The sequence below is a fragment of the Arenibacter hampyeongensis genome (genome assembly GCF_002909255.1).
In the GTDB taxonomy this organism is placed as follows: domain Bacteria; phylum Bacteroidota; class Bacteroidia; order Flavobacteriales; family Flavobacteriaceae; genus Arenibacter; species Arenibacter hampyeongensis.
The window spans coordinates 247,257-260,639 of record NZ_PIOB01000003.1 but is presented as its reverse complement, the minus strand read 5'-3'; the positions used below and the strand labels follow the sequence as shown (position 1 = coordinate 260,639).

Genomic DNA, 13,383 nt, shown 5'->3' with positions numbered 1-13,383 from the left:
AATTGCGAATGTTAATTTTCCTTATCTTCGCTGCATGCTTTCCAAAAAGACCAAATACGGATTAAAGGCACTGACCTTCTTGGCGTCTCAAGAGGGGCGTACCCCTGTTCAAATTTCTGAAATAGCCAAACATGAGAATATTTCTCAAAAATTTCTGGAAAGTATTCTTCTTACTTTACGAAAAACGGGCCTATTAGGTTCTAAAAAGGGAAAAGGAGGAGGTTATTACCTAATTAAAGAACCAAAGGATATACCCATGACCACTGTCATGAGGGTTTTGGAAGGGCCTATAGCCATGGTGCCCTGTGTAAGTTTAAATTTCTACGAAAAATGTGAGGACTGCCCGGATGAGGCCAGCTGTTCCGTTCATAAATTAATGTTACAGGTTAGGGATAGCACCTTGGAGGTTTTTAGGAACAACACGCTTGCGGACCTTGTGCCTTAAGAGTGAATCTACCTAATCAAGGAAGTATAGTTGTAAAGTTTGCATGGTAATTCCGTAATATTACATTGATAATCTTCAATAATCAGGGATAAATTTTATTAATCTACTAAATTTATAGGGTAAGTTGTATTTTATGCAACTTTTTCTATTGTGTTCTGAAAAATATTTTTATTTTTGCTTACTCTATTAAATCGATAGGGTAATAAATTTAAGTTTTTTTGTCATATGATTGCTGAACAATTAATTGCAAATAATAATACTGGTACTGCAACTAAAAGCTATAAGGCGGATAAGCGTTCTGAAAATCCTAAAAGGAGTATTGCTAAATCTATTAGTTGGAGAATTATTGGAACCTTGGATACCATCTTAATTTCTTGGATCGTAACCGGGACCTTGAGCGTTGCATTTTCTATTGGGGTTGTTGAGTTGTTTACCAAGATGATATTGTATTTCTTTCACGAAAGGATTTGGAATAAGATTAATTGGGGGAGGTAGAGGAAATAGAGTACAAAGAATTTAATGAATCAGAGACAATGGCATTTACAGAGCAGGAAATACACAGATTAAATCAACAATTTAAGGGTATACCGCCAGAGGAAATAATTTCCTGGGCTATTCAATACGCCGAGAATCCGTTGGTGACAACAAATTTTAGGCCTTATGAAGTGGCTATTTTACATGCGGTAACCGATGTTGCCCCTAAAATTCCTGTGGTTTGGTGCGATACTGGTTATAATACGCCCAATACCTACAAACATGCCGAGGAGCTAATTGCAAGGTTGCACTTAAATGTGAAATTATATGTTCCTAAACAAACTTCCTCCCATAGGGATGCAGTTATGGGAATTCCTGGTATAGATGATCCCAGGCATCAGCTTTTTACGGAACAGGTAAAATTGGAACCCTTTAGAAGGGCTATGGACGAGCACAAGCCAGATGTATGGTTTACCAATCTAAGACAAGGGCAGACTGCATTAAGGGATTCTTTGGATATCCTAAGTTTAAGTCGCGATGGAGTATTAAAGGTGAGTCCATTCTATCATTTTAATGATAGTCAATTGGATGCTTACCTTAAGGATAGGAATTTGCCCAATGAACATAAATACTTTGACCCCACCAAGGTTTTGGAAAACCGGGAATGTGGACTACATACCTAGAAAAGAATATTAACAGTTGGTAATTGCTTCCATTGGGGGAAAGCCAATTAAATACAGAATTATTGTGAGCATTGTAGAATCAGAATTGGAAACAGTAGTAGACGTGATCGAATCGAATGAATTGGAAGTATTGAACAATAATGCTTTGGAGAACGAAGCAATTTATATTTTAAGGGAAGTTGCCGCACAGTTTGAAAAACCAGTATTGCTTTTTTCGGGTGGTAAAGACTCCATTACCTTGGTGAGATTGGCACAAAAAGCCTTTTTCCCTGCTAAAATACCATTCCCTTTAATGCATATCGATACTGGGCATAATTTTCCGGAAACCATAGCCTTTAGGGATAAGTTGGTTAAGGAATTAGGAGTTGAATTGATTGTTCGCAACGTTCAGGATTCCATAGATCAAGGTAAAGTGGTAGAGGAAACTGGTAAATATTCCAGTAGGAATATGTTGCAGACTACGACCTTGTTGGATGCCATTGAGGAATTTAAGTTCGATGCCTGTATTGGTGGCGCCAGAAGGGATGAAGAAAAGGCCCGTGCCAAAGAACGCATCTTTTCGGTTCGTGACGATTTTGGTCAGTGGGATGAAAAAAATCAGCGTCCAGAGTTGTTCGATATGTTGAACGGTCAGATAGAATTGGGTCAGAACGTAAGGGTTTTTCCGATAAGTAACTGGACAGAATTGGATGTTTGGAGCTATATCCAACAAGAGGATATAGAAATACCTTCCATCTATTTTGCACATAAGAGAAAAATTTTCCTTAGGGACGGATTTATATGGTCGGCAGAAGATGATGTGGTTTTTCGTGCAGATGATGAAAAAGTGGAAGAGCGCATGGTTCGTTTTAGAACAGTTGGGGATATGAGTTGTACTTCGGCGGTATTGTCCCACGCTGATACCATTGAAAAGGTGGTAGGCGAAATTAGGGAATCCAAGATTTCGGAAAGAGGAGCTAGGATAGATGACAAACGTTCCGAAGCCGCAATGGAGAAAAGAAAACAACAGGGATACTTTTAAAGTCGGCATTTGAATTGGCACTTGTAAAAAATGTCAACAGAAGCTCAATGTCAAATACAAAATACTAAAGAAATGGAAGTACTAAAAATAGCAACGGCAGGAAGTGTAGATGACGGTAAAAGTACCTTGATCGGAAGATTGCTGTATGATACCAAATCCCTGACAGACGATAAGTTGGAGGCCATAGAAAAGACCAGTAAGCAAAAAGGATATGATTATCTTGATTTCTCTTTGGCTACTGATGGTTTGGTAGCGGAAAGGGAACAAGGAATTACTATAGATGTAGCCCATATCTATTTTTCAACGCCCAATAAGAGTTATATCATTGCAGATACCCCAGGACACGTAGAATATACCCGTAACATGGTTACCGGTGCTTCTACTTCCCAAGCGGCCATTATTCTGATCGACGCTAGAAAAGGAGTAATAGAGCAGACCAACAGGCACTTTTTTATCAATAATTTATTAAGGATAAAAGATGTTATCGTGGCCATAAATAAAATGGACTTGGTTGATTATTCGGAGGAAAGATACAATGAAATCAAAGCGGATTTTGAGGAACTGATGAGTAAGCGCGATTACCAAGACCAGAAAATTACCTTTATTCCCGTAAGTGCGCTTAAGGGTGACAACGTGGTAAACAGGTCAGAGAAAATGACGTGGTACAAAGGGCAAACTCTTTTGGAACATTTTGAGGAATTGGATAGAAAGGATATCTACAATGTAGGTACCCCAAGATTTCCGGTTCAATATGTAATACGTCCCAAAACAGAGGAATTCCATGATTTTAGGGGATTTGCCGGAAAAGTATATGGAGGGGAGCTGAGCGTAGGTGATGAAGTAGTGGTTTTGCCATCAATGACCAAATCCAAAATCAAGGAGATTTATTTCTACGACAAGAAATATAAAACTGCAACAAGACGTTCTTCCGTAACCATTACCTTGGAAGATGAGATCAATGTAAGCAGGGGTGATATGTTAGTCAAGGCAGGTGATTTGCCCACAATTGACAAGCAATTTACGGCTACAGTTTCTTGGATGGATTCCCAAAATTTGACTGTCGGAAGCAAATATGTAGTACAACATGGAGTGAACAAGGTTTTGGCCAAGGTGGAGAACATTCACCATAAAATTAATCCGGATTACTCAGGTATTGATACGACGATCACTGCTTTGGGAATGAACGATATAGCACAGGTTACCTTTAGATTGAATAAGCCAATATTTTACGATTCTTTCAAGAATCACCGTACCAATGGCTCTTTTATCTTAATAGATAATCAATCCAATACAACAGCTGGGGTTGGGTTTATAAATTAAACCTCCATCCATACCCTAGGGTATGGTGTTGTTGTCAATTTAATCTATTATCCCTATGGGATAAACAGTTTTTAAAGTTAATAATCAATTTGAATAAAAAATAAAAGTAACATGCGGACTTTCAGAACAGAAGTGGAAAACCCGGTTGTAGAACAGGATATCATAGCATTGGAAGCTAAGATCCGTGAATTTCAAGGCGGTAGTTTGGATGAGGAAAAATTCCGTAGTCTAAGATTGGCTAGGGGGATTTATGGTCAAAGACAACCTGGTGTCCAAATGATTCGTATAAAATTGCCCTATGGAAAAGTAAGTTCTCAGCAATTAAGAAGGATATGTGACGTTTCCGAAGAATACTCTACGGGCCGACTTCATATTACTACGCGTCAGGATATTCAGATCCATTATGTGGACATTAACCGTACACCGGAATTGTGGGCACAGTTGGAACAGGATGATATTACGATCAGGGAGGCTTGTGGAAATACAGTGAGGAACGTTACGGCCAGCGAAACTGCGGGAATAGATGTAAATGAACCCTTCGATGTTTCCCCATACGCGCATGCCTTGTTTCAGTACTTTTTGAGGAATCCCATTAGTCAGGAAATGGGGAGGAAGTTTAAAGTTTCTTTTTCTTCATCAGATGAAGACACTGGTCTTTCATATATGCACGATCTTGGATTTATTGCCAAGATAGAGAATGGTGTAAGAGGATTTAAAGTGCTTTTGGGCGGTGGTTTGGGATCACAACCTAGACATGCAGATGTAATTTATACTTTTCTACCTACCGACAAGATCATTCCTCTAATGGAAGGAGTAGTTCGTGTTTTCGACCGTTTTGGGGAAAGAAAAAGTAGGGCAAAGGCAAGAATGAAATTCTTATTGAAGGATATTGGTTTGGACGGATTTAAACAATTGCTGGAAGAAGAGCAATTGGCAATACCCATCCAAACTTACGAGATAGATGCAGATGCCTATCCAAGTGTGAATATTGCCAAGAATAATGCTCCTGAGGTAACTATCAAAGACCAGAAGGCCTTTGATAACTGGAAGGCGACCAACTTGGTTCCACAAAAACAACAGGGATATGTTGCTATTGGGGTGAAGGTGTTATTGGGCGATTTTTATATAGAAAAAGCCAGGTTATTGGCGGATTTGGTAGAAAAATATGCAGCAAGTGAAATTAGATTGAGTCTGCGTCAGAATATATTGATTCCTTATGTTAAGGAATCATTGGTACCCTTTTTCTATCAAGAGTTGGAAAAATTGGGCTTCGCTGAAATTGGATACAATACGGCATTGGATATTACAGCCTGTCCGGGCACCGATACCTGTAATTTGGGAATTGCCAGTAGTACTGGGATAGCAGATGAATTGGAAAGGGTAATTAAGGCAGAATACCCCCATTATATCAATAATCCTGACGTGGTTATTAAGATTAGTGGATGTATGAATGCCTGTGGGCAGCACAATATGGCCAATATTGGTTTTCAGGGAATGTCCGTTAGAACAAAGAATAAATTGGTAGCTCCAGCGCTTCAAGTGCTTTTGGGAGGTGGTAATTTAGGAGACGGAAACGGGCGTTTTGCAGATAAAGTAATTAAGATACCTAGTAAAAGAGGTCCTGAAGCATTAAGGTTTATTTTAAACGATTATGATGCCAACGGCAATGGAAAACCCTTTGTTGATTATTATGAGGAAAAGGGTCAGATGTACTTTTACGATTTTCTAAAGCCCTTATCCGATGTGGATAATTTAGAAGCATCCGATTTTATTGATTGGGGTACTTCAGAAAAATATGAACAAGCCATTGGTGTTGGGGAATGTGCCGGGGTGGTAATAGATTTAATAGCCACCTTGTTGTTTGACAGTGAGGAAAAGATTGAAACGGCAAAACTGAATTTGGAAGAAGAAAAATGGGCCGCTAGTATCTATCACTCCTATTCCTCAATGGTAAATACGGCCAAGGCTTTGTTGACAGCCGAAAATACCAAGGTAAATACACATATCAGTATCATTAAGGATTTTGATGAGTTGTTAGTTGCCTCTGGGAAGTTTAAATTGGATCAAAGCTTTGAGAAAATGGTACTTCAATTAAATCAGAACGCACCAACAGAGGCCTTTGCAAAAGCGTATTTAAAAGATGCTGAGGAATTTTTGGGCAATGTGGAAGCTTACAGAAAATTGGAATTGACAAACGCATAGTAATGATCGGCAAGGAAAATAATATTCACCTTAATACCACGCTGGCGAACCTTATTTTAAATGGGGAAGCCAATAAGCTTGGACAGTTGACCGTAGTTGGTGCTGGACCTGGCGATGTGGAATTAATAACGCTAAAGGCCATAAAAGCCTTGCAGGCGGCAGACGTAGTATTGTACGATGCCCTCGTGGATGTTTCCTTACTGAATTATGCTCCTAATGCAGAACATATATTTGTGGGCAAAAGGAAAGGATGCTATGCCTATCAACAGGAACAAATAAATGAACTTATTGTAAGTAGGGCTAAAACCCACGGCCATGTTGTAAGGTTAAAGGGGGGTGATCCATTTGTTTTTGGTAGAGGGGCGGAAGAAATGGAATTTGCCGCCAGCAAAGGCATAAAAGTAGCCATGGTACCCGGAATATCTTCATCGGTGGCCGTACCAGCTTCTCAAAACATTCCGGTTACCAAAAGGGGTGCTGCTGAAAGTTTTTGGGTAATTACGGGTACGACAAAAGATCATAAATTATCCACTGATGTTGCCTTGGCCGCCAAATCCAATGCCACTATTGTAATACTGATGGGGATGGGCAAACTTGCTGAGATTGTCGGGTTATTTAAAAGCGAGGGAAAATCGGATACACCCATCGCTATTATTCAAAATGGCACACGTGAAGACGAAAAGGTAGGTGTTGGGACTATAGGCACAATTGAGAAATTAGTAGCTAAAGAGCAATTGAGCAACCCTGCGATTATTATTATCGGAGAGGTGGTCAGCCATCGTTCCATAATATTGAATTATACCGAAATATTAAATAGCTACGAAGTGGCACAGTAAATAAAAGGAGAGACATTTAACTAATTGGGTCCAGGCCTAAATAGGTGTCGTAATTAATTAGGAATTAATCGAAGTAGTATGATAAAGACAGATATACTTATAATTGGAGCAGGTCCAACAGGGTTGTTCACGGTTTTTGAAGCGGGATTATTAAAATTGAAGACGCATCTTATAGATGCATTGCCTCAACCTGGGGGTCAATGTTCTGAAATTTATCCTAAAAAACCTATTTATGATATTCCAGCATTCCCGGAAATTCTTGCCGGTGATTTGGTTAAAAATCTGATGCAACAAATTCAACCTTTTGAACCTGGGTTTACCTTGGGTGAAAGAGCACAGACACTGGATAAGTTGGATGACGGTTCATTTGTGGTAACTACAAATAAAGGAACAAAACATCAGGCGCCAGTAGTGGTTATTGCTGGTGGATTGGGGTCCTTTGAGCCAAGAAAACCTTTGATTCCCCATTTGGCCGATTTTGAGGATAAGGGTGTGGCGTATATCATTAAAGACCCTGAAGTTTATAGGGATAAAAAAGTGGTAATCTCCGGTGGAGGCGACTCTGCATTGGATTGGGCAATATTCCTGTCGGACGTAGCCGCTGAAGTATCTTTGGTGCATAGAAGAAATGAATTTAGGGGTGCTTTGGATTCAGTGGAAAAAGCCGCTGACTTGGCCAAACTGGGTAAGATTAAGTTATTTACTGAAGCTGAGGTGGTTAAATTGTACGGAGACGACAATTTGGAAGCCGTTGTGGTAAAACACAATGATGAGGCCAAAGGTGAAACCTATGTGGAAGCGGATAATTTTATTCCTCTGTTCGGACTTTCCCCAAAATTGGGACCTATAGGAGACTGGGGATTTGAAATAGAAAAAAATGCGATCAAGGTGAACAACGCCTACGATTATCAGACCAATATTCCAGGAGTTTACGCCATTGGCGACGTAAACACCTATCCTGGAAAGCTTAAATTAATATTGTCCGGTTTCCATGAAGCGGCCGTTATGTGTCAGAGTGCCTACCAGTTGATCAATCCTGGAAAGCGTTATGTAATGAAATATACCACTGTTGGTGGTGTAGAAGGATTTGACGGTAGCAAGAAGGAAGCTAAAAAAGAAGTAGTTCAAAGTATTTTGGCGTAACCGCCAATTAAACCTGTCAGGTTGTTAGGGCTGACAGGTTTAATTATTATATGATTTTCCTGAAATTATATTTTGGGAGGATTAAAATAAAGATGTGATTGTTTGCTTTTAAAGGCTCTGTTGCGTTACTTTGCAACCCGTTCATTAATACATTGAAACGTTATCAAGAAAGGCGGAGGGACTAGACCCGGTGAAGCCTTAGCAACCCTTTTTTCATTTTCGACAACTATCGGGAGGAAGAAAGAAGGTGCTACATTCTAATCCTGTTTACTTAGAATTTTATACGGGAATAGATAACATAAAGAAAGACGCTGGTCTAAAACTTTTCCTTACTTGATTTTATTTATTTTTTTTGATACCGATAACTAAGGGGGTAGTCCATTGTTTATGGGTGTCATTTTTATAATTTTGTGTTTCCCTACTATTTTGGGACGCCAATTAATAACATCTTGGTTTTGACCCATAAGGGAGCAAACATTTTTGAAAAGTAATATGAAGAAGATTCAAGACGTACTAAAGGAAAGGATTTTAGTGTTGGATGGCGCTATGGGCACCATGTTACAACGACATAAATATACGGAGGAGGATTTTAGGGGAGAACGATTTAAAGATTGGGAACACCCCTTACAGGGAAATAACGATCTTTTGTCCCTCACCCAGCCCGAAGCTATAGCTGAGGTACATCGTCTGTATTTTGCTGCTGGCGCGGATATCGTTGAAACAAATACATTTTCCAGTACCACCATTGCAATGGCTGACTACCATATGGAAGATTTGGTTTACGAACTAAATTATGAATCGGCCAAAATTGCCAAGGCAGTGGCTGAGGAGTTTACTGCACGGGAACCAAACAAGCCACGCTTTGTTGCCGGGAGTATTGGGCCTACCAATAAGACAGCCAGCATGTCCCCAGATGTGAACGATCCCGGTTTTAGGGGGGTTTCATTTGACGAATTACGCGTAGCTTATAAACAACAGGTGGAAGCACTTTTGGATGGAGGCGCGGATATATTATTGGTAGAGACTGTTTTTGATACTTTAAATGCAAAGGCCGCCTTATTTGCCATTGAAGAAGTAAAGGAAGAGAGAAATATAGACGTTCCAATTATGATAAGTGGTACCATTACAGATGCTTCTGGTAGAACCCTATCCGGGCAAACGGCCGAGGCATTCCTAATATCCATAAGCCATATACCCATTTTGTCCGTAGGTTTCAACTGCGCTCTTGGAGCTAGTCAATTGGTACCTCATTTGGAGGTACTTTCGGCGAAGACGGAGCATGCAGTTTCAGCGCACCCAAATGCGGGATTGCCAAATGCCTTTGGCGAATATGATGAAACTCCGGAGGAGATGGCCATGCAGATTAAGGAGTATGCCGAAAAAAGTCTGGTTAATATTGTAGGTGGATGTTGTGGGACCACTCCTGAACATATAAAGGCGATGGCCGATATTGTTAAGCACTATTCCCCGAGAACCCTAAATACCCTGGAAGCGCATAACGTATGATACCTTCTAGGCAAATTGTTCTTGAAGCAGGAAATAGAGTTGCCCCGTTTGTTCATAGAACACCGGTGCTCTCTTCCCGTTTATTGAACGACTTATCTGGGGCGGAGGTTTTCTTTAAATGTGAGAATCTTCAAAAAATGGGAGCCTTTAAAATGCGGGGTGCTATAAATGCCATCCAGCAATTAGGTGAGGCGCAGAAAAAGGCAGGGGTAGTAACGCATTCTTCCGGAAACTTTGGTCAGGCCATTGCATTGGCAGCACAGAATTTAGGTGTAAATGCCTATATAGTAATGCCATCCGGCACCCCAACTGTAAAGATTGAGGCTGTGAAAGCCTATGGAGGGCTAGTTACGATTACAGAGCCTACATTGCAAGCCAGGGAAAATTCTGCGGCGGCCATTGTAGAGGAAAAGGGAGCTGTTTTTATACATCCTTCCAATGACCTCAATGTAATTCTCGGTCAAGGTACCGCGGCCTTGGAACTCTTGGAGGATCAACCCGATCTGGAGTTCATTATTACTCCGGTAGGCGGTGGGGGACTCATAGCGGGCACGGCTTTGGCGGCCCATTATTTTGGGACTAATTGCGCAGTTGTTGGAGCTGAGCCAATGGAGGCCGATGACGCCTATAGAGCCTTGAAGAGTGGAAAAATAGAATACAATACATCCGCAGATACTATTGCGGACGGACTAAAGACGAACCTGGGGGATAAGAATTTCCCAATTATCACCGCATTGGTATCCGATATTATTAGGGTGGGTGAAAAGGAAATCATCGATGCCATGAAATTAATTTGGGAGCGGATGAAACTGGTAATAGAGCCGTCCAGTGCAGTGCCGTTCGCGGCCTTGTTAAAGGAAAAAGAAAGGTTTAGGAATAAAAAAATAGGAATCATCCTCTCGGGAGGTAATGTGGAACTATCGAATTTGCCATTTTAGGGACACAAGATCGTGTTTTAATATTGTGGTCAATACATAAATAATGAACAATACTAAGGATAAGGAACAGCATAGTACAAAACGGTTTTTAAAACTTTCCGGATTGGAACCTTTGGTGATAACCCCAGAAAGCAATTTCGTAAATGTGGGAGAACGTACCAATGTGGCGGGTTCCAAAAAATTCCTGCGACTGATCAAGGAGGAGAAGTTTGAAGAAGCTTTGGATATTGCCCGCGAACAGGTAGAGGGAGGGGCTCAGATCATTGATGTTAATATGGATGATGGCCTTATAGATGGCAAGGAGGTTATGGTAAAGTTCTTGAACCTTATCGTGGCCGAACCGGATATAGCCCGGGTCCCCATCATGATCGATAGCTCTAAATGGGAAATTATAGAGGCAGGTCTGCAGGTAGTGCAAGGAAAATGTGTGGTAAATTCAATAAGTCTCAAAGAAGGGGAGAAAGAGTTTATACATCACGCCAAATTAATTAGGCGTTACGGTGCTGCAGTCATTGTTATGGCTTTTGATGAGGTAGGGCAGGCTGATAATTACGAGAGGCGGCTGGAAATTACCAAACGTTCCTATGATATTTTGGTGAATAAAGTAGGGTTTCCACCAGAGGATATTATTTTCGATTTAAACATTTTTCCCGTAGCCACGGGAATGGATGAGCATAAGTTAAATGCGCTCGATTTTATAAAGGCTACTGCTTGGGTGAAGGAGAATTTACCTTTTTGTAGTGTAAGTGGAGGGGTGAGTAATGTGTCCTTTAGTTTTAGGGGCAATAATCCTGTTCGGGAGGCTATGCATTCCGTATTTCTGTATCACGCCATAAAGGCGGGTATGAATATTGGAATTGTTAACCCAAGTATGTTGGAAGTGTATGACGATATTCCAAAGGACCTATTGGAGCGTGTAGAGGATGTAATCCTTAACCGAAGGGATGACGCCACTGAGCGCTTATTGGAATTTGCAGAAACTGTAATTGGCAAGGAGAAGGAAAATAAAGTAGATCTTTCTTGGAGGGAAGAACCCTTGCAAAATAGGATTACCCGGGCATTGGTCAAGGGAATCGATCAATATGTTGTAGAGGATGTGGAAGCTGCGCGCTTAAGTGTAAAAGCCCCAATCGAGGTAATAGAAGGACATTTAATGACCGGAATGAACGTGGTGGGAGATCTTTTTCAAAGTGGTAAGATGTTCTTGCCCCAAGTGGTAAAATCTGCCAGGGTAATGAAAAAGGCAGTGGCTTATCTGTTACCCTTTATTGAAGAAGAGAAGCTTAAAAATCCGCAACCTGAAGGAAGCAGCTCGTCTGCTGGAAAAATTCTAATGGCGACCGTAAAAGGGGATGTGCACGATATAGGGAAAAATATTGTTAGCGTAGTTCTTGCCTGTAACAACTACGAGATCGTTGATTTGGGGGTAATGGTGCCTCCCGAGAAAATTATTAATGCAGCCAGGGAGGAAAATGTGGATATTATCGGTCTTAGCGGACTTATTACCCCTTCCTTGGATGAGATGGTCTTTTTGGCCAAGGAAATGGAGCGACAAAATTTTACGGTTCCCCTGCTTATTGGTGGTGCTACGACCAGTAAGGCCCATACAGCCGTTAAGATAGACCCGCAATACAAGAGTGCCGTGGTGCATGTTAACGACGCTTCCAGGGCAGTAACCGTGGTGGGAGACCTATTGCAAAAAGAGGCTTCCCAAAAGTACAAGGAGAACATTAAGTTGGACTATGCCGATTTTAGAAAAAAATTCCTGAACAGGGGAAAACATAAAGAATATTTGACCCTAGAGGCGGCAAGAAAGAATAAATATCAAATGGACTGGTCAAAGGCCGGAATTGTTAAGCCTAAGACCTTGGGAATTCAAATGATCGAAGATTTTGATTTTCGGGAATTGGAACCGTATATAGATTGGTCCCCCTTCTTTAGAAGTTGGGAACTGCATGGCAAGTACCCGGATATTTTGAAGGATGAGGTCGTAGGCAAACAGGCGACCGAGCTTTTTGATGATGCCAAGGCCATGCTGAAAAAAATACTGGATGGCAAGCTTTTTCAAGCGAAAGCCATATTTGGCTTGTTCCCTGCCAATACGGTCAACGACGATGATATTTTGTTGCAGCACAATGGAAAGGAATTTACCTTTAGGACTTTAAGGCAACAGGCTAAAAAATATGTAGGGAAACCTAATTTTGCTTTGTCCGATTTTATTGCCCCTGAAGCAAGTGGTTTACAAGATTATATAGGTTGTTTTTGTGTATCCACGGGATTTGGAACAGATGAATTGGCAGATAGTTATCGTAAAAATCTGGACGACTACAACAGTATTATGGTAAAGGCATTGGCAGATCGTTTTGCAGAGGCTTTCGCGGAATATTTGCATAGGGAAGTACGGATCAACCATTGGGGATATGCCGTAGATGAAGGGCTTAGCAATGAAGAACTGATCAAGGAGTCCTACAAAGGAATAAGGCCAGCACCGGGATACCCGGCCTGTCCGGACCATTTGGAGAAATTGACCCTTTGGGAATTATTGGAAGTGAAGGAAAAGATCGGGGTGGAATTGACAGATAGTTTGGCCATGTGGCCTGCAGCCAGTGTAAGTGGATATTATTTTGGCAATGAGGAAGCCCGGTATTTTGGAGTAGGTAAAATAAAGGAGGACCAGGTGGCCGATTTTGCAGCTCGGAAAGGGATGCCTGTGGAGGAAGCCACAAGATGGTTGTCGCCCAATATTGCGGATGATTAAGGACAGGAATTTGCAAGGTTGTTGATTTGACCTGCAAGGTTTTTTTTTAACCTTGTA

At 41.0% G+C, this 13,383-nt stretch carries 11 protein-coding genes and 1 riboswitch; all 11 genes read left to right on the top strand.

Annotated features, from left to right (window positions below; translation table 11 throughout):
• Positions 1–34: 34 nt before the first annotated feature.
• Positions 35–445 carry an RrF2 family transcriptional regulator gene (locus CWD91_RS09505; RefSeq protein ID WP_103440748.1) on the top strand — a complete coding sequence of 137 codons (411 nt, stop codon included), beginning with the start codon at positions 35–37 and terminating at the stop codon, positions 443–445.
• A gap of 225 nt (positions 446–670) precedes the next feature.
• Positions 671–940, top strand: coding sequence for a DUF2061 domain-containing protein (locus tag CWD91_RS09500; protein WP_103440747.1), 270 nt, complete (start codon positions 671–673; stop codon positions 938–940).
• 38 nt (positions 941–978) lie between these two features.
• Positions 979–1,602 (top strand): phosphoadenosine phosphosulfate reductase domain-containing protein, encoded by a 624-nt coding sequence (locus CWD91_RS09495; protein ID WP_103440963.1) that lies wholly within the window; start codon positions 979–981, stop codon positions 1,600–1,602.
• Positions 1,603–1,723: 121 nt separating this feature from the next.
• Positions 1,724–2,623, top strand: coding sequence for a sulfate adenylyltransferase subunit CysD (cysD, locus tag CWD91_RS09490; RefSeq protein ID WP_103440962.1), 900 nt, complete (start codon positions 1,724–1,726; stop codon positions 2,621–2,623).
• Between the two features lie 72 nt (positions 2,624–2,695).
• A complete protein-coding gene (locus tag CWD91_RS09485) occupies positions 2,696–3,943 on the top strand; it encodes a sulfate adenylyltransferase subunit 1 (protein WP_103440961.1) in 1,248 nt (415 codons plus the stop codon).
• Between the two features lie 111 nt (positions 3,944–4,054).
• On the top strand, positions 4,055–6,145 hold the full coding sequence (locus CWD91_RS09480; protein ID WP_103440746.1) for a HEPN domain-containing protein: 2,091 nt from the start codon (positions 4,055–4,057) through the stop codon (positions 6,143–6,145).
• Positions 6,146–6,147: 2 nt separating this feature from the next.
• Positions 6,148–6,981 carry a uroporphyrinogen-III C-methyltransferase gene (gene cobA, locus CWD91_RS09475; RefSeq protein WP_103440745.1) on the top strand — a complete coding sequence of 278 codons (834 nt, stop codon included), beginning with the start codon at positions 6,148–6,150 and terminating at the stop codon, positions 6,979–6,981.
• A 78-nt stretch (positions 6,982–7,059) separates the two neighbouring features.
• Positions 7,060–8,124: an NAD(P)/FAD-dependent oxidoreductase gene (locus CWD91_RS09470; RefSeq protein ID WP_103440744.1), complete on the top strand. Its 1,065-nt coding sequence runs from the start codon at positions 7,060–7,062 to the stop codon at positions 8,122–8,124.
• 157 nt (positions 8,125–8,281) lie between these two features.
• Positions 8,282–8,424: riboswitch (SAM riboswitch) on the top strand.
• Between the two features lie 192 nt (positions 8,425–8,616).
• Positions 8,617–9,630: a homocysteine S-methyltransferase family protein gene (locus CWD91_RS09465; protein ID WP_103440743.1), complete on the top strand. Its 1,014-nt coding sequence runs from the start codon at positions 8,617–8,619 to the stop codon at positions 9,628–9,630.
• Complete coding sequence (locus CWD91_RS09460) at positions 9,627–10,568, top strand: pyridoxal-phosphate dependent enzyme (protein WP_103440742.1); 942 nt, start codon at positions 9,627–9,629, stop codon at positions 10,566–10,568. The genes CWD91_RS09465 and CWD91_RS09460 overlap by 4 nt, the downstream gene beginning before the upstream one ends.
• Positions 10,569–10,611: 43 nt before the next feature.
• Positions 10,612–13,326, top strand: a complete 2,715-nt coding sequence (gene metH, locus CWD91_RS09455) for a methionine synthase (RefSeq protein WP_103440741.1) — start codon at positions 10,612–10,614, stop codon at positions 13,324–13,326.
• Positions 13,327–13,383: the final 57 nt, after the last annotated feature.